The organism is Streptomyces sp. NPDC096176 (assembly GCF_044763255.1).
In the GTDB taxonomy this organism is placed as follows: domain Bacteria; phylum Actinomycetota; class Actinomycetes; order Streptomycetales; family Streptomycetaceae; genus Streptomyces.
This window is the reverse complement of record NZ_JBIWFV010000010.1, coordinates 24,419-50,639: the sequence shown is the minus strand read 5'-3', so window position 1 is coordinate 50,639 and position 26,221 is coordinate 24,419. Positions and strand designations below refer to the sequence as shown.

At 72.3% G+C, this 26,221-nt stretch carries 24 protein-coding genes and 1 pseudogene; 8 read left to right on the top strand and 17 right to left on the bottom strand.

Annotation, left to right across the window (positions count from 1 at the left end; genetic code table 11):
* Nucleotides 1-388 precede the first annotated feature (388 nt).
* Nucleotides 389-679 carry a hypothetical protein gene (locus ACIQ7Q_RS25840; protein WP_403866670.1) on the top strand — a complete coding sequence of 97 codons (291 nt, stop codon included), beginning with the start codon at nt 389-391 and terminating at the stop codon, nt 677-679.
* A 120-nt stretch (nt 680-799) separates the two neighbouring features.
* On the opposite strand, the gene ACIQ7Q_RS25835 is transcribed toward ACIQ7Q_RS25840, so the two are convergent.
* Nucleotides 800-1,120: a hypothetical protein gene (locus tag ACIQ7Q_RS25835; RefSeq protein ID WP_403866667.1), complete on the bottom strand. Its 321-nt coding sequence runs from the start codon at nt 1,118-1,120 to the stop codon at nt 800-802.
* Between the two features lie 176 nt (nt 1,121-1,296).
* On the opposite strand from ACIQ7Q_RS25835, the gene ACIQ7Q_RS25830 reads away from it, so the two are divergent.
* Nucleotides 1,297-1,575, top strand: coding sequence for a hypothetical protein (locus tag ACIQ7Q_RS25830; RefSeq protein ID WP_403866664.1), 279 nt, complete (start codon nt 1,297-1,299; stop codon nt 1,573-1,575).
* Nucleotides 1,572-2,722, top strand: a pseudogene (locus ACIQ7Q_RS25825) (winged helix DNA-binding domain-containing protein). Before ACIQ7Q_RS25830 ends, ACIQ7Q_RS25825 begins: the two are co-directional and overlap by 4 nt.
* Here the strand turns inward: ACIQ7Q_RS25825 and ACIQ7Q_RS25820 are convergent.
* From ACIQ7Q_RS25820 to ACIQ7Q_RS25810, 3 genes are all read right to left on the bottom strand, one after another.
* A complete protein-coding gene (locus ACIQ7Q_RS25820; RefSeq protein ID WP_403866661.1) occupies nt 2,676-3,161 on the bottom strand; it encodes a hypothetical protein in 486 nt (161 codons plus the stop codon). The pseudogene ACIQ7Q_RS25825 and the gene ACIQ7Q_RS25820 overlap by 47 nt on opposite strands.
* Nucleotides 3,162-3,288: 127 nt before the next feature.
* Complete coding sequence (locus tag ACIQ7Q_RS25815; RefSeq protein WP_403866658.1) at nt 3,289-4,122, bottom strand: SDR family oxidoreductase; 834 nt, start codon at nt 4,120-4,122, stop codon at nt 3,289-3,291.
* Nucleotides 4,113-4,859, bottom strand: coding sequence for an SDR family oxidoreductase (locus ACIQ7Q_RS25810; protein WP_403866655.1), 747 nt, complete (start codon nt 4,857-4,859; stop codon nt 4,113-4,115). Before ACIQ7Q_RS25810 ends, ACIQ7Q_RS25815 begins: the two co-directional genes overlap by 10 nt.
* Nucleotides 4,860-5,322: 463 nt before the next feature.
* Between ACIQ7Q_RS25810 and ACIQ7Q_RS25805 the strand changes: the two genes are divergently transcribed.
* On the top strand, nt 5,323-6,600 hold the full coding sequence (locus ACIQ7Q_RS25805; protein WP_403867142.1) for an MFS transporter: 1,278 nt from the start codon (nt 5,323-5,325) through the stop codon (nt 6,598-6,600).
* On the opposite strand, the gene ACIQ7Q_RS25800 is transcribed toward ACIQ7Q_RS25805, so the two are convergent.
* The 10 genes from ACIQ7Q_RS25800 to ACIQ7Q_RS25755 all read right to left on the bottom strand — a co-directional run bounded on the left by ACIQ7Q_RS25800 (nt 6,573) and on the right by ACIQ7Q_RS25755 (nt 17,833).
* Nucleotides 6,573-7,640, bottom strand: a complete 1,068-nt coding sequence (locus tag ACIQ7Q_RS25800) for a glycosyltransferase family 9 protein (RefSeq protein ID WP_403866652.1) — start codon at nt 7,638-7,640, stop codon at nt 6,573-6,575. The genes ACIQ7Q_RS25805 and ACIQ7Q_RS25800 overlap by 28 nt on opposite strands.
* 22 nt (nt 7,641-7,662) lie before the next feature.
* On the bottom strand, nt 7,663-9,072 hold the full coding sequence (rfaE2, locus tag ACIQ7Q_RS25795) for a D-glycero-beta-D-manno-heptose 1-phosphate adenylyltransferase (RefSeq protein WP_403866649.1): 1,410 nt from the start codon (nt 9,070-9,072) through the stop codon (nt 7,663-7,665).
* Nucleotides 9,069-9,743: an SIS domain-containing protein gene (locus ACIQ7Q_RS25790; protein ID WP_403866646.1), complete on the bottom strand. Its 675-nt coding sequence runs from the start codon at nt 9,741-9,743 to the stop codon at nt 9,069-9,071. The genes rfaE2 and ACIQ7Q_RS25790 overlap by 4 nt, the downstream gene beginning before the upstream one ends.
* A gap of 150 nt (nt 9,744-9,893) precedes the next feature.
* A complete protein-coding gene (locus ACIQ7Q_RS25785) occupies nt 9,894-11,177 on the bottom strand; it encodes a glycosyltransferase (RefSeq protein ID WP_403866643.1) in 1,284 nt (427 codons plus the stop codon).
* Complete coding sequence (locus ACIQ7Q_RS25780) at nt 11,174-12,139, bottom strand: glycosyltransferase (protein WP_403866640.1); 966 nt, start codon at nt 12,137-12,139, stop codon at nt 11,174-11,176. Before ACIQ7Q_RS25780 ends, ACIQ7Q_RS25785 begins: the two co-directional genes overlap by 4 nt.
* Nucleotides 12,136-13,221 (bottom strand): glycosyltransferase family 9 protein, encoded by a 1,086-nt coding sequence (locus ACIQ7Q_RS25775; protein WP_403866637.1) that lies wholly within the window; start codon nt 13,219-13,221, stop codon nt 12,136-12,138. Before ACIQ7Q_RS25775 ends, ACIQ7Q_RS25780 begins: the two co-directional genes overlap by 4 nt.
* Entirely contained in the window at nt 13,218-13,955 is a 738-nt protein-coding gene (locus ACIQ7Q_RS25770; RefSeq protein WP_403866634.1) for a D-glycero-alpha-D-manno-heptose-1,7-bisphosphate 7-phosphatase, read from the bottom strand. Before ACIQ7Q_RS25770 ends, ACIQ7Q_RS25775 begins: the two co-directional genes overlap by 4 nt.
* Complete coding sequence (locus ACIQ7Q_RS25765) at nt 13,952-15,019, bottom strand: glycosyltransferase family 2 protein (protein WP_403866631.1); 1,068 nt, start codon at nt 15,017-15,019, stop codon at nt 13,952-13,954. The genes ACIQ7Q_RS25770 and ACIQ7Q_RS25765 overlap by 4 nt, the downstream gene beginning before the upstream one ends.
* The gene (locus tag ACIQ7Q_RS25760; protein WP_403866628.1) at nt 15,016-16,707 is read right to left on the bottom strand and encodes a carbamoyltransferase; all 1,692 of its coding nucleotides are present in this window, start codon (nt 16,705-16,707) and stop codon (nt 15,016-15,018) included. Before ACIQ7Q_RS25760 ends, ACIQ7Q_RS25765 begins: the two co-directional genes overlap by 4 nt.
* Nucleotides 16,708-16,873: 166 nt before the next feature.
* Nucleotides 16,874-17,833: a UDP-glucuronic acid decarboxylase family protein gene (locus ACIQ7Q_RS25755; protein ID WP_403866625.1), complete on the bottom strand. Its 960-nt coding sequence runs from the start codon at nt 17,831-17,833 to the stop codon at nt 16,874-16,876.
* A gap of 250 nt (nt 17,834-18,083) precedes the next feature.
* Between ACIQ7Q_RS25755 and ACIQ7Q_RS25750 the strand changes: the two genes are divergently transcribed.
* Both ACIQ7Q_RS25750 and ACIQ7Q_RS25745 read left to right on the top strand, forming a co-directional pair.
* Nucleotides 18,084-18,905 (top strand): SDR family NAD(P)-dependent oxidoreductase, encoded by an 822-nt coding sequence (locus tag ACIQ7Q_RS25750; protein ID WP_403866622.1) that lies wholly within the window; start codon nt 18,084-18,086, stop codon nt 18,903-18,905.
* Nucleotides 18,905-20,089: a zinc-dependent alcohol dehydrogenase gene (locus ACIQ7Q_RS25745; RefSeq protein ID WP_403866619.1), complete on the top strand. Its 1,185-nt coding sequence runs from the start codon at nt 18,905-18,907 to the stop codon at nt 20,087-20,089. Before ACIQ7Q_RS25750 ends, ACIQ7Q_RS25745 begins: the two co-directional genes overlap by 1 nt.
* Nucleotides 20,090-20,269: 180 nt before the next feature.
* Here ACIQ7Q_RS25745 and ACIQ7Q_RS25740 read toward each other — a convergent pair whose 3' ends face one another.
* Complete coding sequence (locus tag ACIQ7Q_RS25740; RefSeq protein WP_403866616.1) at nt 20,270-20,866, bottom strand: TetR/AcrR family transcriptional regulator; 597 nt, start codon at nt 20,864-20,866, stop codon at nt 20,270-20,272.
* A 79-nt stretch (nt 20,867-20,945) separates the two neighbouring features.
* Between ACIQ7Q_RS25740 and ACIQ7Q_RS25735 the strand changes: the two genes are divergently transcribed.
* A complete protein-coding gene (locus ACIQ7Q_RS25735) occupies nt 20,946-21,368 on the top strand; it encodes a DUF1707 domain-containing protein (RefSeq protein WP_403866613.1) in 423 nt (140 codons plus the stop codon).
* A 124-nt stretch (nt 21,369-21,492) separates the two neighbouring features.
* On the opposite strand, the gene gdhA is transcribed toward ACIQ7Q_RS25735, so the two are convergent.
* Entirely contained in the window at nt 21,493-22,848 is a 1,356-nt protein-coding gene (gene gdhA, locus ACIQ7Q_RS25730) for an NADP-specific glutamate dehydrogenase (RefSeq protein WP_403866610.1), read from the bottom strand.
* A gap of 263 nt (nt 22,849-23,111) precedes the next feature.
* On the bottom strand, nt 23,112-24,764 hold the full coding sequence (locus tag ACIQ7Q_RS25725; protein WP_403866606.1) for an FAD-dependent oxidoreductase: 1,653 nt from the start codon (nt 24,762-24,764) through the stop codon (nt 23,112-23,114).
* Between the two features lie 266 nt (nt 24,765-25,030).
* Here ACIQ7Q_RS25725 and ACIQ7Q_RS25720 point away from each other — a divergent pair, with 266 nt between their 5' ends.
* Nucleotides 25,031-26,158, top strand: a complete 1,128-nt coding sequence (locus ACIQ7Q_RS25720; protein ID WP_403866603.1) for a SchA/CurD-like domain-containing protein — start codon at nt 25,031-25,033, stop codon at nt 26,156-26,158.
* Nucleotides 26,159-26,221: the final 63 nt, after the last annotated feature.

Genomic DNA, 26,221 nt, shown 5'->3' with positions numbered 1-26,221 from the left:
GCGCACCGCTGGTTGATGCCCATGGAGGAGATCCGCGCCACACGAAAAATCCCGTTCGCTCCATTCGCGAAGTATCCCCAAACATGCACCATCTACAGCGTAATTATGCCCTATGCCCGGAAAGTGAAAAAGTGCTGACCTGCGACTTTCCCAGGCCGTCTCAAAGTCTGATACGCGACTTCTGGAGACCGGAGAGAGTGCAAGCCTGGTATCCGAACGGCACGAGCCGAAGCCCCAACGGGCGACGGCTCCCTGCGCCAACAGGAAGCCGTCTGTGGTTGACAACGTCCGCCCGCGTGAAAGGCTGGCTCGCCATCACTACCAATGCTATGGGGTCGCGCAACAGAGCCCCAAGTTCAATAGGCCCCGACGGTCCCCAGGGGACGCCATGTGCAACGGGCTGAAGCCGGAATACGTCACTGGCGAGCTGAAGCGCCTCGCCCGCATCGAGAAGGCAGTCGACGGGCTCATCGCCACCGCCGCCGGCATCACCTTCCTCACCGCCGCCGTCTTCTACCTCGCCATCATCTCCTTCGCCCTGGACAACAACGGGGCGGCCACCACCGCCTGCGGCGCCTTCGGCACCCTCGGGACTGCCATCGGCGCCTGGCTGGTCCGCGTATTCAAGCGACGCCGGAAGAAGCGCCGCCAACGGACCGAGGAAGGGCAGACCTCGTAGCCCTGAACAGCCAGGAAGCCGCCCCCGGATGAGTCCCGGAGGCGGCTTCGTGGCGTTGGTGCGGGGGCAGTGGCGCGGGGCAGCTCCCCGTCGCCTGGTGCCGCCGACGGCTGAAGGGCTTCAGTTCGCCGGGCCGTCGTCGGGGAGCTCTCCGCTCCCCCACCGGTTCCAGAGTGTGTGGTGCCACTCGTCGGCGCCCGGGCCGGGCGGCGGCACCGTGGGGACGGGGCCGGGAGCGGTCTCGATGAGGTGCAGCAGCGTCCAGGCGACGCCGTAGCAGTCGTCCGGGCCGAAGCAGCCGGCCAGAGCCTGCGCCTCCTCGGCCGTGACGGGCGCCAAGACCGCCTCGAGTTGCCTGACGCGACGGTCGATCTCGTCCTCGTCGGCGTCCTGGTCGGGCAGGGGGCCGCCGGCGACGAAGGCCTGGGTCTCGGGTCTCATCCCCCCATCATGACCGGTACGGATTGGCCCAGGGTTTCGGCGTCGGAATGACCCGGAGCGCAGGGCACTTCGGACCGTAGGATCGTGATCACGATTGAGGAAACGCCCACCGGATCCACGTCCACCACGTCCCTTCAGGCGGTGCTGACAGTGCATGGGGCGACCGCGGCGGCAGGGTGCTCGATCCGTTCGGCAACCTCTGGTGGGTGACGAGCCGGATTGAGGACGTCGCGCCGGACGTGGCCTGGCAGCGGCTGTCCGAGCCGAAGTACGCCGAGTCGATGCGCATCGCCCAGGAGACCCTGGACGCGAAACTCAGCGGCCGGAGTCGGGGGTGGTTAGTGCCCCGCAGCGCCCGGCCCGTTGAGCCCTTCGTCCCGCCCGTCCGCCCGGCCCGGCATTTTTTCGCCGCCCGGGCCCGGGCGGTGGCCGCACCCGGCACAATCCCCGCATGAAGATCACCGCGCACGGGCTCAACCGTGCCACGCTCGCACGGCAGTTGCTGCTCGTCCGCGAGCCGCTCGATGTCGCGGAGGGGGTGCGGCGGGTGGTCGCCCTGCAGGCGCAGCAGCCCGTTTCGCCGTACATCGCCCTGTGGAACAGGCTGAGCGGCTTCGACGCGTCGGGGCTCGACGCGTCGGTGGCCGGTCTGCGGACGGTGAAGGCGACGCTGATGCGGCTCACCCTGCACGCCGTTCATGCCGAGGACTACCGGACGTTCCGTGAGGCGATGGAGCCGGCGCTGCGCGGCTCCCGGCTCGGCGATCCCCGTTTCACGGCGTCCGGGCTCGCAGCGGACGACCCCGGTGAACTGGTCGCGGATCTGCTGGACTTCGCCGACCGGCCGCGGACCGCGGCCGAGATAGGGAGCCGGCTCGAGGAGCGGCTGGGCGCGCCGATGGAGTCGGCGGCGCAGCGGATGTGCTGCGTCAGTATGTGCCGCTGTGGCATGCGCCGACGGGAGGGCCGTGGTCGTTCGGTACGCGGCCGTCGTTCGTGGCGGCGGGTGAGCGGCCGGTGCTGGCGGATCCGGAGGTGGCCGCGGGGAGCCTGCGGGAGCTGGTCCGGCGCTACTTGGAGGGCTTCGGGCCGGCGTCGGTGGCGGACATGGCGCAGTTCGCGATGGTGCAGCGGGCCCGCATCAGGGCGGCGGTGCTTTCGCTGGGCGGTGGGCTCGTTCAGTTGGAGGGGCCTGACGGCACGGTGCTGTACGACGTTCCCGGCGGGCTGCTTCCGGCGGAGGACGTTCCGGCGCCGCCGAGGCTGATGGCGATGTGGGACAGCGTCCTGCTGGCCTACGCCGATCGGAGCCGTGTCGTCCCGCCCGAGTGGCGCCGGCATGTGACGCGGGTGAACGGCGACGTGCTGCCCACGCTGCTGGTCGACGGTTATGTCGCGGGTGTGTGGCGGGCGGTGGAGGGCGGGGTCGAAGCCGCGGCGTTTCGTCCGCTTCCCGGTCATGTCTGGGAGCAGCTGGCCGTGGAGGCGGCGTCGCTCGTCGCGTTCCTCGCTCCTCGTGACCCGCGGGCCTACCGGCGCTACGACCACTGGTGGGTCAAGGGGCTGCCGGCGGCCGAGGTCCGGCTGCTTCCGGGTGGGTGAGCCGGGGAGGGCCTCGAGTGCGCGGCGTGTACGGGGTTGTCATGGGTGGGCGGGGGCGTCCGGGAGGCTGCATCGTCAGCTTGGCTGAGCGGGATGTGAGTGACTGTCCGCCGGCCAAGGTGGTTCCTGCCGGGATTCGGGAGCCACCGGTGATGCCGTCGATCACGAAGGAAGAACCGAAGGACATGTTGTCGGTGCCGCGAGTCTTGCCAGGCCAGCCGAGCATGGTGTTGTCGGCCTTCCGGGCCCACAGGTCGGCCCGTCCGTCGCCGGTGACGTCGCCGACGGAGCCGGCGGCCGGGTATAGGGACACGGGGTAGCCGGTGCCGACTTTCACACGGCTCTTGGCGTTGCCCCAGGTGGTGGGGTCGAGGACGCCGTCGGTGCCCTTCTTGCCGTACGAACGCCAGATGCTGCCGTGCTGTCCTCGCGCAACCACAGGTCAGGCACCTGGTCTGCGTTGACGTCGCCAGGCGCGATGACGGTCCTGCCGACTTCCGCACATCGGACCGTGAGCGGTCCTCGTGATCCCCGCGGATGCATCTGACGCCGCGTCACGCCCCTGCTCAGGGACGGCGCCAGGAGTCGTCGTCGAGATGGGAGCCCGCCATGGGACCCATGCGCAGCATCCCTCCGTCGACCGACCACGACGCCCCGGTGACGTAACTGGCGTCCGGCCCGGCCAGGAATGCGATCACCGCCGCGACCTCCCGGGCGTCACCGGGGCGGCGCAGCGGGATGCCGGGACGGTCGGCGGCGTGCACGTTCTTGTCCTCCTGGCCGGTCATGGGGGTCGCGATCTCGCCGGGGGCAACGGAATTGACGGTGATGCCGTACTCGGCCAGTTCGAGCGCCATCACCTGGGTGAGCAGTCCCAGCCCGCCCTTGGCGGCGCAGTAGGGCGCGGCACCGACCCGCGGCTGGTGCTCGTGGACCGAGGTGACGTTGACGATCCGACCGCCGTCCCCCTGGTCGATCATGCGGCGGGCCGCCCGCTGGCCGCACAGGAACGGCCCGATCAGATCCACGTCGACGACCCGGCGGACCGTGTCGAGACCGAGTTCGAGGAACGGCGTGGCGGTGCCGGTGCCCGCGTTGTTGACGAGCACGTCCACCCGGCCCAGTTCCTCGGCGAGCCGGTCGACCACATCGGCCGCTTCGGGCAGGACCGTGAGGTCCATACGGGCCACGGCGGCGCGGCGGCCGTGACCGCGTACCTCCTCGGCCGTGGTCTCCGCGCCGTCATGGTCGGTGTGGAAGGTGATCCCGACGTCCATGCCGGCGGCGGCGAGCCGGGCGGCCGTGGCCCGTCCGATGCCGGAGTCGGAGCCGGTGATGATGGCGACGGGCGCCTGCCCGCCCTGCGGAGGGTGCATGGGGGTTCCTGTCGTCAGGGCCATGAGGGTTCCTTGCGCGGCACCACGACCAGCTCGGAGACGGCGCTGGTGTCCGGGACCGACAGCGCGTAGAGGACGGTGTCGGCGACGACGTCCGGGCTCTGCAGCAGGGAGAGATCGGCGTCCGGGAAGCGGTCGAGGATGAACGGGGTTGCCATCCCGCCCGCGATGACTCCGGTCACGCCGATTCCCGGGCAGTCGCGCTGCGCCTCCTGGAACAGCGTGTGGGTGAAGGCCCGCAGACCCGACTTGCCCGCGGCGTACGGCCCTGCCTCGGTCCACGTCCGGTTGGCCGCGGTGGAGAGGATGTTGACGATGTGACCGCCGCCATGGGCGACCATCCGGCGATAGGTCTCCAGGCAGAGGAACATCGGCCCGAGCAGATTGGTGGTGATCACCCGGGTCACCTCTTCGGCCGTCAGATGCTCGATCGGCTTGCAGACGTCGACGGCCGCGTTGTTGACCAGGAGGTCGACCCGCCCGCCCGACACCTCCACGTCACGGAAGACGTCCGCGACCGCGCCGGCGTCCGTCACGTCCATCTCGACGAAATCCGCCCTGCCGCCGGAACGGGCGATGTCCTCGCACAGCTCCTCCGCCAGGTCCTTGCGTACGTCCGCGACCAGTACGGACGCGCCCGCACCGGCCAGCCTGCGGCTGATGGAGGCGCCCAGCCCGCGTGCCCCACCGGTCACCAGGGCCTGCCTGCCGTGAAGATCGACCTGCACTCCGCTGCTCAATGCTCCGCCTTCCGTCCGTGCCGGTTGGGCACGCCGCCGTGTCGGGGGCGCCCGCGAGGGAATCAGCTCCCGCCCACCGAATCCACTGTGACGCGCGCAACTCCGTATGGCACTTGGGGCATCGGCCGTCCGGCGGGGCCGGTCCCTGTGAGCAAACCCACCAGCAGTGCGCGAGCCCAACGGGCGCAAGGGCTCGGGGCTTCCGAGACGGCCCGTGGGCTGCCGGGCGGCGACGCTTCCCGCGAACCGTCTGCCACGATGGTCACCGCCATGATCCGGTGGAGCGGCCGCGCAGTGCAGCCGGTGTTCCGAGTTTCCGCCGCATTCCGCCGCATCGGTCCCCTGGGCCTCGTCACCCGAGTACTTCACCGTGTCTTCTTCCTCTTCCCCGTCCGGCTCCGGCCGGCTCGCACAGCGCCTCCTGGGTGACCATTCGCCGTGGCGCTGCTTCAAGTACCCGAGCATGCGCTGGTGGTCCGTCGCGAACTTCGTGTCGAACGCCGGTACGTGGATGCAGCTCACGGTGCAGAACCTGCTGGTGCTCCAGATCACCGGGTCCGCTGCGGCGACCGGCCTGTCGATGTCCGTGCAGGCGGCACCCGGCCTGCTGATGAGCCTCGCCGGCGGAGCGGCGGTCGACCGCTGGCCCCGCAAGCTGACCGCCGCGGTCAGCCAGGCGCTGCTCGGCGCGGTCGCGTTCCTGACGGCGTTCCTCGTGGCCGTTGACCAGCTGAATCTGGGTGTCCTGATGGCGCTGGCAGCCGTCACGGGCATCATCGCCACCGTCGACGGCCCGGCCTGCGCCCTGCTCGGCAACGACCTGGTCCGCACGGAGGACGTGCCCTCCGCGATCGGTGTCGGCTCCCTGGTGCACAACGCGGGCCGGCTGGCCGGTGCCGCGCTCGCCGGTGTGACGGTGGGCTTCCTCGGCACGGCCGCCGCCTACGCGGCGAACGGCGTCTCGTTCCTGTTCGTCACCGCCGTCATCCCGTTCCTGCGTCCGGTGGCCGGAGCCGTCCGTGCACGCGCCGAGCGCCGGAACACGGAGCCCGCGAAGCCCGCCGGCACCACGAAGTCCGCGGGCGGCGAGGACATGAGCATGCGTGAGGGGCTCAGGTATTTCGCGCGCAGGCCGCGGCTGGTCGCGCTCGCCGGGATCACCGGCCTCAGCGCGGTCTTCGGACGGAACTACCAGCTCACACTGGCCGTGCTGGTCGTGGGACCGCTCGCGGGCGGCGCCGGCGCGTTCGGAACCGTCTCGACCGTGCTCGCCGTCGGGGGCATCCTCGGTGCCGTACTCGGAGCCCGGCTGCGCAGGCCGTCCGTGCGGCTCGTGGGCATGCTGGCGGCCGCAGGCGGTGTCCTCCAGGTCGTCGCCGGTCTTTCGCCCTCACTCGCCGTGCTGCTGGTCGTCGTGCTGCCCATGGCCCTCGTGGAGTCGGTCTCCGACACCGCGGGGACCACCGTGCTGCAGACCGATCCGCCCGCGCACATGCGCGGCCGTGTCCTCGGCGTCTGGGGCAGCGTCAAGACGCTGTGGGGCCTCGCGGGGCCGCCCGCGCTCGGGCTGCTCATGGAGCTGGCCGGTGCGCGCGGCGCCCTGGTGTCCGGCGGACTGCTGATCGCGGGCGTGATCGGGGCGGGCTACGTCCTGCGCGAGCGCCGCGTCGCCCGGCCGGTCGTCGTACGGACCGAGGAGCCCGGCCTCGCGGGTCAGCCGGGTCTGACCACGGCCGCCTGACCCGTACGCGGCCATGGCCCGGGCGGCGGCAGGGTGCGTACCGCGTCCAGGACCTCGTCGACGGTGATCCGCAGCAGCCGCTCGTCCGGCCGGTTGCCGTGGGCATCGCCCGGACGAGGCGGGTCGTCGGCGTCGGGGTGCCACAACACCCGGTGGCGGGCCCGGGCCGGCGGTCCCCACAGGCGGGGTGCCACAGGGCCGAACAGTGTGACGGACGGGGTGCCGAGCGCCGTGGCCAGGTGAGCGAGTCCTGTGTCCCCCGCCACGACGCAGTGTGCCTCGGCGACGAGGGGGGTGAGGACGTCGAACGGGACGTCGCCGCTCCGTCCGCCGAGGACCGCGTCCTGCGGCAGGCCGGCTTCTGCCGCCACGAACGCCGCGAGGCGCTCCTCGGCCGCCCCTGCGGTGACCACGACGCGATGTCCCGCGGTGCACAGCTCCCGCGCCACCGCGGCGAACCGATCGGCGGGCCAGCAGCGGGCGGCGGCGTCGGCGCCGGGATGCACGATCACGGCCCGGGGTGCCGGCGAGCGCGTCACCGGCCTCGGGATGGACACGTCGGCCGGATCGGCGTCGAGGCCGTACCAGCGCAGCAGCCGGCACCAGCGGTGACGTTCGTGCTCGTCCTCCTGCCAGGCGGGGCCGTCCGGGTGCGCATAGGCGTAGAGGCGACGCGGGTTCAGCCGGGCGAGGAGCAGACGGCTCTCGTGACCGTTGCCGTGCAGGTCCACCGCGACCTCGGGCGCGGGACCGTCCCAGGCGAGCGCTGGGGGCACGGACCGCCCGGGGGCTGACGCGGGCAGCAGCCGGTCCACCAGCCCGGTCGCCTCTGCGGCCGGCGCGAGCCGCTCGGGCGCGGCCAGCACGATGTCATGACCGGGCAGCCCTCGCCGCAGGGCCCGCAGCGCCGGCACGGCGGCGAGCAGATCGCCGAGGCCGAGCGCCCGCAGCACCAGGATTCGCGGACGGACGGCGGCGTACTTTCTCGACGGGTGTCCAAGGGGGCGCGGGTGCCCGGTGCGGTCGGCGCTCGATGTCATCGCTGGGTCTCCTCGGGAGCGGTCAGCTCCGCTCGGCCCGCCGCAGGACGGTCGCGGACCGGGCCGCGCGGCGGGCCAGCAGGGTGGTGGAGCGGCCGTCGAGGTAGGGCAGGACGAGTGCCTGGCCGCCCCAGGCATGTACGACGTCGGCCTCCGGGAGGTCCTCCGCCGAGTAGTCGCCGCCCTTCACCCACACGTCCGGCCGCAACCGACTGAGCAGTGCGACCGGAGTGTCCTCCTCGAAGACCGCGACGGCGTCGACGCTGCCGAGGCCTGCGAGGACACGGGTCCGGTCCTCCAGCGGGTTGAGGGGCCGGCCCGGCCCCTTGCGCCGGGTGATCGACTCGTCGGAGTTGACGCACACGATCAGACAGTCCCCGATGCGCCGGGCGCTCTCCAACAGCCCCACATGACCGGCGTGCAGCAGGTCGAAGCAGCCGCCGGTGGCGACCACCGTGCCGCCGTCCGCCCGGACCCGTTCCGCCAGAGCGAACGGGTCCTCCTCCACGGCATGGATTGGACGGGCCGGGGTCGCCGTACGCCACAGTTCCGGGTTGCCTGCGCCACCGGCCGCCACGAATCCCGCCGCACGGGCGACGGCCCGCTGCACGGCCTCCTCCGGCAGGGCCCCGTCGGCGAGTTCGGTGGCCGTGGCGGCGGCGAAGCAGTCGCCGGCGCCGCAGGTGTCGCCCTCCGCCCGGTACGGGGCGGGGACCAGCATCGGCGTTCCGTCGCCCGGCCGGGTGAGCAGGACGCCCCGTTCGCCGAGGGTCACGGCGACGGCCGCCGCCCGCCAGCGCTCCGCCAGTTCGCGCCCGCGTTCGGCGATGTCGCGCAGGGAGCGGCCCGCGCCCCCTGTCGGTCCAGGTGCCGAGACCTCCGCGGCGTTGGGCGTGACGATCCGGGCGCCGGGCACGGGCGCCTCGCCCTTGGGATGGGGGTCCCACACCAGGGGCCCGCGCCGGGCGGCGGCCACGAGATCCTCCCGCACGGCGCCGACCGTCCGGCGCCCGTAGTCGGCGACGAGCACGGCATGGGCTCCGGCCAGCGCGTCACGGACCGCGTCGTCCGGTTCGCCCGGTGTGCCGCCGCCGCGGTCGATCCGTACGAGTGGGCGGCCCCCCGCCATGACGCGGGTCTTGACGGGCAGGGTGCCGTCGAGCGGCAGCTCCACCAGCCGGACCCTGTCGCGCAGGGCAAGGCGTACCGCCTCACTGGCCGGGTCTCTGCCCAGCGCGGTCACCAGCACCACCTCGCGGCCGCCCTGTGCGGCGAGTGCCGCCGCGAGCCCCGCGCCGCCGGGGCGGCGGACGTTGCTCCGTACGTCGACGACGGGGGCAGGCGCGTCGGGCGCGAGCCGTTCGGCGACGCCTTGGATGTCCTCGTCGAGCAGTACGTCCCCGACGACCACCAGCGGCCGGCGCGCCGTCACGACAACCTCCGGCGAGCGGCGGCGGCCTGGGTCGCCGCGGCCCCGGGGGCCCGACGCACTGCCCGTGCCGGCATGGTCGTGGCGGTGACGGTCGCGGTGGCCGCGTCGAAGGCCTCGCAGAGCAGATGGACGGCGACGAGGTGGGTCTCCTGCACGGTGGCGGAGGAGTCGGCGTCGATGCACAGCGCCTCGTCGGCCGCCTCCGCCAGTGGGTTGGGCAGCCGGCCGGTCATCGCCCACACGCGCAGACCGGCCGCCCGGGCCGTCCGTGCCGCGCCGAGCAGGTTGTCGCTGCGGCCCGAGGTGGACAGGAGGAGGAGGACGTCGCCGGGGCGGCCGTGGGCCTCGACCTGGCGGGCGTAGACATGGCCGAATCCGTAGTCGTTGGCGATCGCGGTGAGGCTCGACGTCTCCGCATGCAGGGCGATGGCGGAGAGTGCGGGCCGTTCGTCGCGGTAGCGGCCTACGAGTTCGGCGGTCAGGTGCTGGGCCTGGGCGGCGCTGCCGCCGTTGCCTGCCGCGAGCAGACGTCCGCCGACGGGCAGGACCGCGGCGAGGTGGTTGCCCCACTCGGCGATCTGTTCCAGGCCCTGCCGACGGAACCGGCCGAGCGCGTCCTGTAGTGACTGACAGTGCCGGTGCGCGGCCTCGGTTGTACGGGGTTCGCTCATGCTGGTCGGGTGCACCGCGCCCCGGGGGACGGCGGCCTGACCCGCACCTCCTTCGAACGTCGGTCTCTTCGGGCGTCGGTGCTGCGGTCGTCGGGCAACGGGTCGGGCAGGGACAGGGTGCTGCGGTTGGGGAGACGGGCCGGTGGCCGGTCACGTCACCCGCGCCGCCCGGCTCCCGCCGGTGACCCGGAGCAGGGCCGGCCGGGCGGCCAGGACGCCGAGGTACTCGGCTTCCGTGGCGGCGGCCACCCGCACCCAGCCGAACCGGCTCAACACCCGTCGCCGGCCGGCCGCTCCGCAGGCCTCTCGCGCCGCCGGGTCGGCGAGCAGTCCGGCCACGGCCCGGGCGAGGGCGTCCGGGTCGCGGGGCGGCACCAGCCGTCCGGTGGCGGGATCGGCGACGGTGTCGAGCTGACCACCGACGGCGGTGGCGACGACGGGCCTTCCGCAGGCCATGGCCTCCAGTGGGACGATGCCGAAGGGCTCGTAGTCGCCGGGGCACAGCACCACGTCCGCGCTGCGCAGCAGCGGTGGCACGTCCTCCCCTGCCACACCGCCGGTGAAGCGGACCCGGTCGGCGACGCCCAGCCCGTGGGCGAGGTCGCGCAGCAGGCGGATCTCGTGGTCGTCGTCGAGCCGGTCCGGCCGGGGGCCCCCGACCACGAGCAGTTCGACACCGGGCAGCCGCGTCAGTGCCGAGATCGACACTGCCGCGCCCTTGCGGGGCACCAGCCGGCCGAGCTGGACCAGCCGGTAAGGGTGTGCGCCGCGATCGGCGACGGGTCCGTCCGGCGTGAACACGTCGGTGTCGACGCCGCAGGGCACGACTCCGACCTTGTCGGAGGAGATGCCCATGGCGGCCAGCTCCGCGACCTCGTCACGGCAGGTGGCCACGATCCGGTCGCAGCCGATGCCCACCTCCTTCTCACAGGAGATGCGGGCCGGCGAGCTCGTGTCCGCGTGCCGTTGGTTTCTGCGCTTGACGGTGCCGAGGGCGTGGAACGTGTGCACCAGCGGCAGCCGGGCCTCCCGTACGGCATGGAGCGCGGCGAGGCCGGACATCCAGAAGTGCGAGTGGACCAGGTCGGGCGGGTGGTCCCGCCACTCGCGTGCCAGGTGGCGGCCGAACCCCAGCATATGAGGCAGGAGTTCGTCCTTCGGTATCTCCTCCGGCGGGCCCGCCGGGACATGACGGACTTCGACACCGGCGCGCAGTCGCACCAGGTCCGGCAGATCGCGCGCGTCGCGCCGGGTGTAGACGGTGACCTGATGGCCGCGGTCGGCGAGGGCTCCCGCCAGCCGGGCGACGTGGACGTTCTGGCCGCCGGCGTCCACTCCGCCGAGGGCGGCGAGCGGGCTGGCGTGCTCGGAGACCAACGCGATCGACAGTGCATCGGTTCGGATGGGACCGCGATGGGTATCGCCGTACGTCATGTGCGCACCTCCGTCATCAGGCGCTCCCAGTCGTCCAGGAAGCGTTTGAGGCCGTAGCGCTGGAGTGCCGCCTGGCGGGCGCGTGCGCCGTCCTCTGCCGCCGCTTCCGGCTCTTCGAGATACCGTCGGGCGGCCAGCGCGAGGACCTCGGGCCGGGTGGACAGGGTTCCGGTGCCGGGCGGGATCGCCTCGACCGCCTCCGTGGTGGCGAGGGCGACGACCGGCATCCCCAGATGCATGGCCTCCAGCAGGGAAAGGCCCAGGGAGGTCCAGCGCACCGGGTGCAGATACAGGCGGCGTTCCGCCATGGCGCCGTGCAGTTCGTGCTGGGGCAACTCGGTGGTGCGGCAGCGGTCCGGCGGCAGGCCGAGACGCTCCGCGAGGCCCTCGGTGCGCATGCCGAACACATCGAGCGGGGCGGCCTCGGCGAGGGCGGGCAGCAGGTCGGTGCCTGTGTAACGGCCCCTTCGAACCGGCTCGTTGACAACGACCGCGGCGCGCGCGAGCCGGCCGGTGTACAGGTGCCCGGGATCGACGATGCCGTGTTCGATCACCTCGGTACGGGTCGTGCCGCAGTCCCAGAACAGCCGGTTGAAGTGGGTGACGTGCACCAGCGTGACGTCGTGCCGATCCGTGAAGGGGTGCCGTGTCCTCGGCACGTCGCCGTCGGGCGCGTTGTGTTCCAGATAGACGGCCGGTACATCGCGCCCCGGCCGCCTGCCGCCCAGCCACCGCTCGGCGAGCTGCATCTCGTGCGGCCGCTGAAGGACCACCAGGTCGACGGGGGCGTCGCGCAGTTGTTCCGGCGTCACTTCGCGCACCGAATCGGGCCATGTGAAGGTGCGGGCCCGCCCGAGCCCGTCCGGATCGCGGCCGGGGGTGACGGGAACGAGATACGTGTGGGGGCCCTGCACGAACGCCGTCGTCCAGGAGCCGTGCACGTGCCACAGCAGGATGTTCATCGTCGCGCTCCTCGTTCCTCGTCCATTGCATCCGCTTCCGCGCCTTCGGCGGCGGGTGGTCGGTCGGCGCCGAGGGAGGCCACTGCGGCGAGCACCTCCGCATTGCCCACCCCGTCGAGGCAGGGGTGCCCCGGGAGGGGACAGCCGCGGGCCCTGCTCCCCGCGCACAGCGCGCCCTGGTCGCCGAGCAGCACGTGCGGCACGTGGTACGGACGCCAGCGCTCCGCCGGGACCACGGGTGCGAACAGGCAGGCGACCGGGGTCCCTACGGCGGCGGCGAGGTGCCCTGGGCCGGTGTTGCCGACAACGGCGACCCGCGCCCCGGCGAGTACACCGGCCAGTTGGTGGAAGTCCGTCATACCGCCGAGGTCGAGCGCGTGGTCCCCCGCGACCGTCGCGGTCAGCTCCTTCTCCGCCCGGCTTCCGGTCACCACGACGCGGTGGCCGGCGGCACAGAGCGCGGCGCAGGCCCGAGCGGCACGGTCCGGGCTCCAGGCGCGCGCGGGTACGGCGGCGCCCGGGTGCAACACCACGTACGGCTCCCGCCCGGTCAGGTGGGCGGTTTCGGGCGGGGCGCAGATGCGCAATGCGCCGTCGTCGCCGGGCGGGAGGGCGAAGCCCGAGTCCAGGGCCAGGTCCAGGGCGGCGAGGGCCTCGTGGCGGTGTGGCTGCCGACGGTGCCGCAGATCGAGCAGCGTGCCGGGGTAGTCCTCGCTGTAGGCCGCGGTCCAGCCGATGCCCGCGAGTTTGAGGAGGAGCGCGATCGGCAGAGGGCTCTGGTGGTGGGAGACGAGGATCAGCGCGCGGTCGAAGCGGCCCGCTCGCAGCATCTCGAGGAGCAGCTGCGTTGCTTCGCACGAGACCGGTTCGGGCTCGAGCCCGACCCACGGGGCGTCGTGGACGAGTATCTCGTCGACGCCGGGCAGGAGGTGTGCGGCCTGCACGCCGAGGGGCCCGCAGAGCACAGCCGTGTGCGAGGAGCCGGCCGCGACGGCCCGGACGGCCGGCCCGGCCAGCAGCACGTCACCGGCGCTGTCCAGGCGGACGACGAGGGTGCGGGGCAGTGCTCGGGTGCCGCTCATCGCCGCTCCTGCGCCACGGGACACGACGGGCGTTCGTGCGCCTCCGCCACGTCACAGCCCGGCGCGACCGTCGTCCGCACAGCCGCCGGTCCACGGCAGGGTGCGGCGGGGTCCAGCACCAGCCGTACCGCCCGGAGCAGGTCGGGCGCGGTCTCCGGGGCGCTCCGGATCTCCTCGGGGCGGGTGGCCGGCGTGGGTACGAGGACGCCGCGGGCGCCCGCGGCCACGGCGGCCGCCATGTCGGCGCCGATGTCGCCGATGACGGCGGTGCGCGCCGGGGAGACACCGAGGCGCTCGCACGCGGCGAGCACGAGCCCGGGCGCGGGCTTGCGGCACGTGCAGCCGTCGGCCGGTCCGTGCGGGCAGACCGCCCAGACGGCGAACGGCCCGAGCAGCGAGTCGACGCGGTGCTGCACCGCCGCCACTTGACGGAATGTCACATAGCCGCGGGCCACGCCCGACTGGTTGCTGACGACGCCCACGGGTATCCCGAGCGCTCGGACCGCTGCGAGGGCCTCCCTCGCGGACGGCATCGGCACGACGCGCGCCGGGTCGCCGTTGTAGGGGACGTCGGCGACGAGGGTGCCGTCGCGGTCGAAGAGGACCGCGTCCGGCAGCCCTGCCCCGTCCGGCGGCGGCGCGGTGGCCCGCGGGACGACCGGGCCTTCGAACAGCCACGGTCCGCCGCGGCTTTCCGGCCCCCCGACCGACCGGGCCGTGAGGGAGCCGTTCACGGCAGCACCCGCTCCGGGACCGGCGCTGCACCGGGGCGCGTGGCCGCGGCCGTCCCGGGCGGGGACAGGGGCGGGGTGCGCCGGTGGCGCATCTGTGCGCCCAGCCAGTACCAAGTCGCCACCGGCGGTATGAGCGCGCTGGTGAGCGCCATCGAGACGATCTCGTCGCGGGTCCTGGGGCCCGGCGCGATCCGGGACCAGGCGAATTCGGCGGTCCCGGCCAGCCAGAGCGCGGCGCAGGCCGTGGCCGCGACGGGCCGGGCCGCAACGGCGCACGAGACCGCGGTCGCCGCCGCGGCGGTCACTGCGAGGTGGCGGGGCAGGCGCCCCCGTGGCGCGTCCGCGCGCCGCCACCAACTCCGGCCGTGGAGCCGGTTCATGAGCACGTCGTCGGCGTTGCCCGCCTGGACCCGCAGGGAGACCCAACGGCCGGCCGGACGTACCGGATGGGTCGTGGTGCGGGTCCCGACCGCCAGTGCCCAGCCCGCTGCCTGGGTGCGCAACGCGAGGTCGGCGTCCTCCCTGAAGGCGCGCGGGAAGCGTTCGTCGAAGCCGCCGACGGCTTCCAGCACCTCCCGCCGGTAGGCCATGTCGGCCGTGATCCAGCGGGCGGTGGCGAGACCGGCGGTGTTGCGTTCCCAGTCGGTGGGTGCACGGTCGGTCGGCAGCGGCACGATGATCCGTGCGGTGACCCCGGCGGTCCGTCCGTCGGCCGCCGCGAGGTCGCGGGCCAGGTCGTCGCACCAGGTGGGGCCGGGCACGACGTCATCGTCGAGGAAGACGACCCAGGGGACAGGACCGGCCACGCGCAGGCCGGTGTTGCGGGCCGCCGCCGGTCCCCGGGCGCGGCCGGGCACCACCGAGGTGATGGGCCGCAGCTCCGCCGGGATCTCGACCGGGAGCGGGTTGCGCGGGGCGCCGCGGCGGTCGTCGACGAGGACGACCCGTACCGGCCCGGGGCCGGTGGCCGCGGCCAGGGCGCGCAGGCAGACGGTCAGGCCGGCCCGGCCGACGGTCGGTATCACCACGGCATAGCGCAGGCCCTGAAATCCGGCGGCGGTCATCGCGCGGCTCCCGTTCCGGCGGCGTCCGTGTTGTCGGTGTCGTCGAAGCGGCGGAAGAAGTCGCCTCGCCGGACGGCGTAGGGGCCGATGGCCAGCAGGTCGACGGGCGAGGAGCCGAAGCATTCGAGGGCGTCCCTCGGGTCGTCGACCATGGGCCGTCCGGCCGTGTTCAGGCTGGTGTTGACGACGACCGGCAGCCCGGTGAGCCGTTCGAACTCGCCGAGCATGCGGGCGACCAGGGGCTCCCTCGACCGTTCGACGGTCTGGATGCGGGCGGTCCCGTCGACGTGCACCGCGGCCGGGATGCGCTCCCGCCAGGCGGGGTCCACGTCGTGGACGAAAAGCATGTACGGGCTCGGCATCGGGCCGTCGAAGATCTCCGGGGCCCGTTCCGCGAGCACCATGGGGGCGACCGGCCGGAACTGCTCGCGACCCTTGACGTCGTTGAGCCGTTCCAGGTTGCCGGCGTGACCGGGGTGGGCGAGCAGCGAGCGGTGGCCCAGCGCCCTCGGCCCGTACTCGGAACGCCCTTGGAACCAGGCGACGATGGCGTTGTCGGCGAGAGCCTCGGCCACGGTCGCGGCGATGTCGGCCGGCCGGTCGAACGGCACGGCGGCCGTCTTCAGCCAGGCACCGAGCTCCGCGTCGGACCAGTCGCGTCCGAGGTCGACGCCGTCCATCGGCTCCGGGTCGTCCCCCTGGCCGGCCGCCAGCAGCAGGGCGCTGCCGAGCGCGGTGCCGGCGTCGCCGGCGGCGGGCTGGACCCAGACGCGGGAGAACGGACCTTCGCGGGCGATACGGGAGTTGGCGACGCAGTTGAGCGCGACGCCTCCTGCCAGGGTGAGCAGGCTGTCGTGGGTCTGGCCGTGCAGCCGGCGCACGAGGTCGAGCATGGTCTCCTCGAGGACGGCCTGGACGCTCGCGGCCACATCGGCGTGCTCCTGGGTCCAGGCCTCCTCGGGGCCGCGAGGGACGCAGAGTTCGTGCCAGGGAACGCCGGTGGCATGGAACCCGCCGTCGCCGGTGGGGTACACGTACCGGCGCAGTTCGCCGAGCATGCGGGGCGTGCCGTGGGAGGCGAGAGCCATCACCTTGAACTCGTCGGAGGAGCGCAGGAATCCGAGGTGCTCGGTGCACTCCTCGTAGACGAGCCCCAGCGAGTGCGGCAGTTCCTGGGCGTGCAGGGGTTCCAGCCGGTCGTGGATGCGGCGCGCGGAGAGGTGCGAGGCGCGCTCGCCGCGGCCGTCGAGGACGAGGACGGAGGAACGGTCGGCGTCCGGCGCGGCGAAGGCGCCGGAGGCGGCGTGCGACATGTGGTGGGGCACGAAGCGGACGATGTCCGCGTCGAGTCCGGGCAGCGCGCTCTGCAGAAACCCGGGTGCCTCCCGCGCGTATGCGAGCCGCAGGTGGTCCCAGGGGTCGTCCAGGCCCATGGTGGCGGTGGGTCTGGCGAGGGAGGGGTCGAAGGAGTAGGCCACGGCGTCGAGGTCCTGGGGGCGCAGGCCGGCCCGCTTGAGGCACCAGGCGGCGGCCTGTTGGGGGAGTTCCCAGGCGGAGAAGGGCAGCGGCCGCTTGCCGTGCTTGCGCCGTGAGAACCGTTCCTCCTCGGCTGCGGCGACGGTCCGGCCGTCGATGACAAGGGCGGCTGCGGGGTCGTGGAAGAGAGCGTTGATTCCGAGAATGCGCATGTCAGTCCCTTTCGGCGGGCGGCCGTCCGGGGAGCCGGGCGGCGCGGGCCGGGCGGCGGGGTGAGGGTGGCCGGGCGACGGGGGTGGGGGTGACCAGGCGGCGCGGGCCGCGGTGGCCGGCCGGCGCAGGGGGCCTGCCGGGGGAAACGGCTCGGTCAGGCGCCGATCAGTCTCCCTGCTCGCGGAACCAGGCGATGGTGCGCCGCAGGCCTTCCTCAACGGTCACGCCGGGCTCCCACTCGAGCTTGTCGCGGGCGAGCGTGATGTCCGGGCAGCGCACGGCGGGATCGTCCGTCGGCCGCTCGACGTAGCGGATCTTGGAAGCGGATCCGGTGAGTTCGATGACGAGGCCCGCCAGTTCGAGCATGGTGACCTCGGTCGGGTTGCCGATGTTCACCGGCCCGCGAAGCCCGTGGGCGGCGGCCGCAAGGATGCCTCGTACGGTGTCGTCGACGTAGCACAGCGACCGGGTCTGGCGGCCGTCGCCGGTGACGGTGAGGGGCTCTCCGGCCAGGGCCTGGCGGACGAAGGTGGGGACGGCCCGGCCGTCGTAGCCCCGCATCCGCGGGCCGTAGGTGTTGAACAGGCGCACGATGCCGGTGTCGGTGCCGTGGGAATCGGCATGCGCCGTGGTGAGCGCCTCGCCGAAGCGTTTGGCCTCGTCGTACACGCTGCGTGGTCCGACGGGGTTGACGTTGCCCCAGTAGCGCTCGTTCTGCGGGTGCTGCTGCGGGTCGCCGTAGACCTCGGAGGTGGAGGCGAGCAGGAAGCGGGCTCCGGACGCGTGGGCGAGGTCCAGAGCGTTGCGCGTGCCGAGGCTGCCCGTCTCCAGGGTGTGCAGGGGCAGCCGCAGATAGTCGGCGGGCGAGGCCGGGGATGCGAAGTGCAACACCAGGTCGGGGGGCCGGTCGACGGTCAACGGCTCACAGATGCTGGCCTGAGTGAAGGTGAAGCCGGGGCGGCCGCGCAGCGCGGACACGTTTTCCGGGCGGCCGGTGCTGAGGTCGTCGACGCAGGTGACGGCCGCGCCGGCGTCGAGCAGTGCCGTGCACAGGTGCGAGCCCACGAAGCCCGCTCCTCCGGTGACGACGGCGTGTTCCCAGGTGCGTGAGAAGGCGGCGTTCATTCGTTCTCCTCCGTACGTGCCGTGCGTCGGCCGGTTCACGTCCCCCTCGGGCCGAGGCGATGCCCCTGCCGGGGGGCCGGATGGGCCCCTGCGGCCGGTCGCCGGCCTTCGACCAGCGTCGGCTGCGATCGGGCGCCGGACCGCGTTCACCTACTGCATTCGGGTGAGCTACGACGTGTGACGGACCGCGTTCTCCCAGGTGCCGGGCCGTTGTCCGGTGAAAGGCCGGAGCATGGGTACCCGGCGCTGCATGAGCGGCATCAAACCCCTGGCCGTTGTTACCGGCGCGTCCAGTGGCATCGGCTTCGAACTGGGAAAACAGCTCGCCGAGCGCGGTTTCGACCTGATCGTCAACGCCGAGGACGACGCACGGCTCCACGAGGCGGCGGAGCGGATGCGCGCCGCCGGCGCGACCGTGCAGACGGTCCGGGCGGACCTGCGCGACTACGACGAAACCGAACGGCTGTATGACGTGATCAGCGGGACCGGACGTCCCGTCGCGGTCGCGGCGCTGAACGCCGGCATCGGCCGGGGCGGTGCGTTCGTCGACAACGATCTCGCCGACGAACTCTCGATCGTCGACCTCAACGTCCGGTCGACCGTGCACCTGGCCAAGCGTCTGCTGCGCGACATGTCGGACCTCGACGAGGGCCGGATCCTCATCACGTCGTCCATCGCCTCGACCGTGCCGGGCTCCTTCCAGGCGGTGTACAACGCCTCGAAGTCGTTCCTGCAGTCGTTCGCCCAGGCCCTGCAGAACGAGCTCAAGGACACGGGCGTCACCGTCACGTCGTTGATGCCCGGCCCGACGGAGACGGACTTCTTCCGCCGCGCGGCCATGAGCGACACCAAGGTCGGACAGCAGAAGAAGGACGATGCGGCCGACGTGGCGAAACAGGGCCTGGACGCATTGATGGCCGGTGCGGACAAGGTCGTCGCAGGCTCCGCGAAGACGAAGATGCAGGGGCTCGCCAACAAGGTGCTGCCCGACAGGCTGAAGGCCGCGGCCCACCGCGGCATGGCCGAACCCGGATCGGGAGACCGGCCGAGGGACGCGGACAAGGAGGCGTGATGAAAGCACTGACTTGGCACGGCAAGCGCGATGTGCGCGTGGACACCGTTCCCGACCCGCAGATCCGCGAGGCCACCGATGTCGTCATCAAGGTGACGACGACCGGCCTCTGCGGCTCGGACCTGCATCTGTACGAACTCTTCGGGCCGTTCATCGACCCGGGCGACATCCTCGGGCACGAACCCATGGGCATCGTGGAGGAGGTGGGCTCCGAGGTCACCCGCGTACGCCCCGGCGACCGTGTCGTCGTTCCCTTCAACGTCTCCTGCGGCACCTGCTTCATGTGCGCGCAGGGCCTGCACTCGCAGTGCGAGACCACCCAGGTCCGCGAACACGGCTCGGGCGCCTCGCTGTTCGGCTACACCAAGTTGTACGGCCAGGTACCCGGCGGCCAGGCGGAGTACCTTCGCGTGCCGTTCGGGAACACCCTGCCGATCAGCGTCCCCGAGGGCCCGCCGGACGACCGGTTCGTCTACCTCTCCGACGTGCTGCCCACCGCCTGGCAGGCGGTGGAGTACGCGGCCGTGCCACCCGGCGGCACCGTGGCGGTGCTCGGCCTCGGACCGATCGGCGACATGTGCACCCGTATCGCGGCGCATCGCGGTGCGGGACAGGTCATCGGCATCGACCTGGTGACCGAACGGCTCGAGCGGGCCAGGGCACATGGCGTGCGGACCCTTGACCTGGAGGAGTACGGCGACAAGATCGTCGACGCGGTCCGCGACCTCACCGACGGCCGCGGCCCCGACTCCGTGATCGACGCGGTCGGCATGGAGGCTCACGGCGCGCCGGTGGCCAAGGGCGCCCAGCAGATGACCACCATGCTGCCCGACCGCATCGCGGCCCGGATGATGAAGCGCGTCGGCGTCGACAGCCTGTCCGCCCTCCATCTGGCCATCGACCTCGTACGCCGCGGCGGCACCATCTCGCTCGCGGGCGTCTACGGCGGGATGGCCGACCCCATGCCGATGCTGACCATGTTCGACAAGCAGGTGCAGCTGCGGATGGGGCAGGCCAATGTGTGGCGATGGGTGGCGGATCTGCTGCCGCTCGTCACGGACGGCGATCCGCTCGGCGTCGAGCAGTTCGCCACCCACCGCGTGCCGCTGGAGAAGGCCCCGGAAGCGTATGAGATGTTCCAGAAGAAGCAGGACGGGGCCGTCAAGGTGCTCTTCACGCCCTGAGCCCACGGCAAGGCCACCCCAAACCTCGGTAAACCACCCACCGGCGGGCATCCACCGTTCGGCTGCTCCGATTCGCTCGCCGGGCACGTGTCCGTCGTCCGGACGGTCCCGCCTCTTCAGTCGCCTCTGGGCTTGCTCTACGGCCGCCTCGCCGCAGACTGTGAGCCTGAGCCCGCAGCTTCAGGACGGGGTGACGGCGTCCGAGCCGTCGGGCGGGATCAGGGCATCCAGCGCCTGGTCGAGGACGGTCAGCAGGTGCTCGCACTCCTGCGGGGCGTACAGCATGCGCAGTGCGAGCCCGTCTGACAGTGCGATGACGGCGTCGGCGATGGCCACCGCGCGGGCCAGGTGCCCGGCCGACTCCAGCCAGGCGGAGAGCGCCTGGCGTACCTCCTGGTCGACCTGTCGCCGGATCACGGCGAGGCGGGGGTGATGTGCCGCGTGGACGGCGAAGGCGAGTTGCACGGTGGCCTCTGCTCGTCGCTCACCGTCCACCGGGAGCGTGGTCAGGACCAGTTCGAGCAGCGCCTGACGCAGCGGCAGCGCGGTGTTCACGTCGGCCATGCGTCGCTCGGTGCGTTCGCCGGCCAGCTCGGCGGCGAAAACGAGCATCTCCTCCTTGGTGCGGAAGTACTTCTGCACGGCACCGGGAGAGCGGCCCGCGGCGGCGGCCACGGTGCGCACGCTGACCTCGTCGAGGCCGCGCTCGGCGACCAGTTGCAGCAGGGCCGCACCGATCTGCCGGCGCTGTCTGTCCCTGTCGACGGTCTTTGGCATGAGTCACGCCCCCAGGCTTTAGGATACATCCGTATTCTAAAGCTCAGGATTCAGGCGCCCGAGCCGAAGGGGGAGAACCATGGACGACCGACACGAAACAGTCGCACCCGCTGTGCGGGTCTCGGACCACGACCGCGACGACGTGCTTGCTGTCCTTGCGGCGGCACTGGCCGAGGGCCGCATCGACCGGCACGAGCACGAGACCCGCTCGCAGCGCGCCCTGCGGGCGCGTACCACCGATGAACTCGCCGTGCTCACGGCCGACCTGCCCGCACCGTCGCCGACCAAGGCGGAGCAAGACCGCAAGGACCTCAAGGAATGGCTGGCCGAGTGGCGCTACTGGCTCGGCGGGGCAGTGATCATGTCCGGCATCTGGGGCGTCCGTTGTGCGCAGAAGGGGGAACTGACGACCTACTGGCCCCTGGCACCGCTGGGCGTGTGGGCGGCCGTTCTGATCGCCGTCGCCATCTGGCCGCGTGACGCGGACAGCACCCGTGAATAGGACGGGGGCCACCGTGCCGGATCACCCCGCCCACCCTCGGGCACGACGCCCTCGTGCCCCCTCCGATCCGAACAGACCCCGGCAGCGCTGCTCAGCCCGAACACCCTGACGGCGTGTCCGTTCGTCAGACGAGTCCCTGGGCCAGCATCGCGTCCGCGACCCGCTCGAAACCGGCGATGTTGGCGCCCGTCACATAGTCGCCGGGGGCCCCGTAGCGGTCTGCGGTCTCGTGGCAGATGCGGTGGATCTCCCGCATGATGCCGGCGAGTTCTGCCTCGACCCGGTCCGCGGTCCAGCTGTCGCGCGCCGCGTTCTGTCGCATCTCGAGGGCGCTGACGGCGACTCCGCCCGCATTGGCCGCCTTGCCGGGGCCGAAGGCGACACGGGCCTGCTGGAGGACGCGGACCGCCTCGGGAGTGGTGGGCATGTTCGCGCCCTCGGCGACGGCCTTGACGCCGTTGCGCACGAGGGTGAGGGCGTCCTGTTCGCCGAGCTCGTTCTGGGTCGCGGACGGGAAGGCGAGGTCCGCGGGTACCTCCCAGACCCGGCCGCCGGGCACATAGCGGGCGGAGCCGCCGCGGCGCTCCGCGTACTCCTCGATCCGAACGCGCTCGACTTCCTTGATCTGCTTGAGCAGTTCGAGGTCGATCCCCTTCTCGTCGACGACGTAGCCGGCGGAGTCGGAGCAGGTGACGGGGTGGGCGCCGCTGCGGATGAGCTTCTCGATGGTGTGGACGGCGACGTTGCCGGAGCCGGAGACGACGGCCGCCTGCCCTTGGAGCTCCTCGCCGCGCAGGCTCAGCATCTCGGCCGCGAACAGCACGCTCCCGTAGCCGGTGGCCTGGGTGCGGATCGCGGAACCGCCCCAGCCCAGGCCCTTGCCGGTGAGGACACCGGCCTCCCAGCGGTTGGTGATGCGGCGGTACTGGCCGAAGAGATAGCCGATCTCGCGACCGCCGACGCCGATGTCGCCCGCGGGCACATCGGTGTGCTCGCCGATGTGCCGGTGCAGTTCCGTCATGAACGACTGGCAGAAGCGCATGACTTCCGCGTCCGACCGGCCGCGCGGGTCGAAGTCGCTGCCCCCCTTGCCGCCGCCGATGGCAAGCCCGGTGAGGGCGTTCTTGAAGATCTGCTCGAAGCCGAGGAACTTCACGACGCCCAGGTTCACCGACGGATGGAAACGCAGTCCGCCCTTGTACGGTCCCAGCGCGCTGTTGAACTCGACCCGGAACCCCCGGTTGACGTGGACCGCGCCACGATCGTCCTGCCAGGGCACCCGGAAGATGATCTGCCGCTCGGGCTCGCAGAGCCGCTCGACGATTCCCGCCTGCGCGTACTCGGGACGCGCGGCGAGAACGGGCGCCAACGTGTCCAGCACCTCCCGTGCCGCCTGGTGGAACTCGGGCTGCGCCGGATTGCGCTGCTCGAGGTCGGCACGGAGCGAAGCAAGTCGGTCCTTCGGGGATGACGGTGTCACAGCATGTCCCTTCCTGCCCTGGCGTGGAATGACGGCCGTTCGGTGGCGCCCGCTCGTGGACGTCGCCGCCGGGGAGCAGTACGGGCGGACACCCGCTCGACGTTCAGCTCCGCCCGGATCATCTCGTGCGGCAGGCTCGAAGTGGCTGTCGAACCACGCGGCCATCCGTGCGGGGGGGCAAAGGGCCCGGCGGGGTGGGGCGAGGCGAGCCCCGCCCCACCCCCATGGGCGCCGGCGCGGGGCGGGCCGACGCCCGTGGAGGGTCAGGCGGTGCGGTGGAGCAGTGACGCCAGGGCGTTGAACAGCGCCGCCTCCGGGTCGGGGTCGGCACCGGGGGAACGCCATGCGACGAACCCGTCCGGGCGCACCAGGACCGCGCCCTGCGGGGACGTGCCGTGGGTCTCCGCCCAGTCCGCGTTGGTCTCCGGGACCAGGTCAGCCTCCGGGCCCTCACCGATCCGGTAGGCGTCGATGGCGATGGAGAGCCGGGCGGCGACCAGTTCGGCGGCCGTGTACCAGTCCTTGCCGCCGGCGCCGGTCAGTACAACGAAGGACCGCTCGTAGAGATCCAGCGTGGAGAGCCGGCGTCCCACGCCCGGACGCTGCAGCCACATGTGCGGCGCCCGGCTGCCGGGTGCGGCTGTGAGCTCCATCTTCGCCGGAATGACGGGCATGTCGGGGTCGGTGCCGAGGACCGCGCCGCGCGGGTAGCGGTAGCCCAGGGCGACGGGGAGCAGGCCGCCCTTGGGGCCGCCCGTCATGCCGGGAGCCGGAGCGTATCCGGGGTGGCTGTGCTCCACGGACCGGGCGGAGGCGCGGGCGCTGGTCGCACGGGCGACCGGCAGACGTTCCGCCTCGTAGGAGTCGAGCAGGGCGGGGGCGGCAGAGCCGTCGATCACCGCCGCGATCTTCCAGGCGAGGTTGTGCGCGTCCTGGATGCCGGTGTTGGAGCCGAACGCCCCGGTCGGCGACATCTCGTGCGCGGAGTCGCCCGCGAGGAAGACCCGGCCGTGCGCGTACCGCTGCGCGACGCGTTCCGCGGCGTGCCACGGCGCCTTGCCGGTGATCTCGACGTCGATGTGGGGCGCTCCGGTCGCCGCGCGGATGGTGGCGACGCAGCGCTCGTCGGTGAAGTCCTCGAGCGTTTCGCCGCGCTCGGGCTGCCAGGGCGCGTGGAAGACCCACTGCTCCGCGTTGTCCACCGGGAGCAGTGCGCCCTCCGCGGTGGGCCCGGTGAGGTAGCAGACGACGAAGCGCCGGTCGCCGACGACGTCGGCGAGGCCGGTGGAGCGGAAGGTGATGCTCACGTTGTGGAACAGGTCGCCGGGGCCGGTCTGTCCGATGCCGAGCCGCTCGCGGACGGGGCTGCGGGGCCCGTCGGCCGCGATGAGGTAGTCCGCGCGGACAGTGCTGTCCTGGCCGGTCCGGCGGTCACGGACGAGGGCGGTGACGCAGTCCGCGTCCTGCTCGAAGGAGAGCAGTTCGGTGGAGAACCGCAGATCTCCGCCGTTCCTTCGGGCCGCCTTCAGCAGCACCGGCTCGAGGTCGTTCTGGCTGCACACGCACCACCCCGAGGGACTGATGCGCCCGGTCGGGGGGCCCTTCTCGTCGATCTGCCGGATCAGCCACTCGCCGGCGTCGGGGTCGGCGAGCACGGGTGTCTGCAGGATGCCGTGGTTGTCGGCGAGCAGCGACGCCGCCTCGCGGATCAGATCCTCGACGCCGGCGGCGCGGAACACCTCCATCGTGCGCAGGTTGTTGCCGCGGCCCCGCGGATGCCTCGAGGTGTCCGCGTGCTTCTCGACCAGCATGTGCCGGACGCCGAGACGGCCAAGGAAAAGTGATGCGGACAGGCCCACCAGGGAACCGCCCACGATGAGGACCGGTACGCGGTGTTGTTCTGCGTTCTCTTCCATCAGTGCTCCAGCTCCAACCGCCGGTAGGGAATTGGCGTCTCCATGCCCGGCTTTTCTGCCCGCGCGGGAGGGCATCGGCTCGCCCGTTCACCCACCTGGTGCACACATCTCGCGCCACCCGTGTTACCGACCCAGGATCGAAGCCGGACCACCACATCGCGTCAAAGGGTGGATTGCCGTCCGTATGCGCCGGGTCTCTCGCTCGGATCCTCCGAGGGCCGGCGTTGTCTCACAGGCGGCCTCACTGACAAGGAGATGCGTGGAACATGACAATGCTGTCCGAACGTGTGTCTCAGTCCGCATTCGACGGCTCCCGGCTCCGGGTCGTACTGCTGCTTGATCTCCAGGACGGCGCCCAGCAGCGCTTTCTCACGGCGTACGAGCACATGCGCAACCAGGTCGCGGCCGTCCCGGGTCATCTCAGCGACCAGCTCTGCCAGTCGATCGAGAACCCGTCGCAATGGCTCATCACCAGCGAATGGGAGAGCGCACCGCCGTTCCTCGCATGGGTGAACAGCGAGGAGCACGTCGAGACCGTGCGGCCGCTGCACGACTGCGTGCGTGACACGCGATCGCTGCGCTTCAGCGTTCTGCGCGAGACCAGAGGCGTGCACGCCTCCGCCACCGCCACCCGCAAGGCCGTCGGCGGTCTGCAGCCCTTCCCCCGGGTCGGCGACGGCGTGGTGCGCCATGCCCTCACCTTCACCGTCAAGCCCGGCAGCGAGAGGACCGTGGCGGAGATCCTCTCCGGCTACACCTCCCCGCAGGCCCAGGTCGACGACACCACCCGGCTGCGCCGCACCACCCTGTTCATGCACGGCAACCGTGTCGTGCGGACCCTCGAAGTGCAGGGCGACCTGCTCGCGGCGCTGCGCCACGTGGCCCGGCAGCCCGAGATCAGGGCGGTCGAGGAGGCCATCAACCCGTACCTGGTCCAGGACCGGGACCTCGACGACCCGCAGTCGGCCCGACTGTTCTTCACCCGCGCCGCACTGCCCGCGGTCCACCACCTGGCACCCGCGGGCACCCCTGCCGAAGACGTGGAACGGCACGCGATCCTCTACCCGGCCAAGCCGGGATGCGGGATGGCCCTCGCCCGCTTCCTGGCCGGCCAGGACGAGGTGGCGGCCGACCTCCCCGGGTCCCACATCGACAGCAGCACCGTCTTCCAGCGCGACGACATCGTCGTACGCCTCGTCGACGTACGCGGCCCCCTCGACTCCGACCCGCCCGCCGCCGTGGGCGCTCTCGGTCCGCGCAAGCCCGCCGTGCTGACGAAGCTGCTCGACACCGAGGCGCTCGGCCTCGACAACTCGAGCCACGACGAGAAGACGATGCTCCGTCTCCTCGAGAACGCGCAGATGCGCCTGATCACCGACCGCCGTGCCCTCTGACCCGCGCACCCGGCCGCCGGCTGCCGTGCGACACCCCGAAGTCCGCACGCCGCAAGGTCCTGT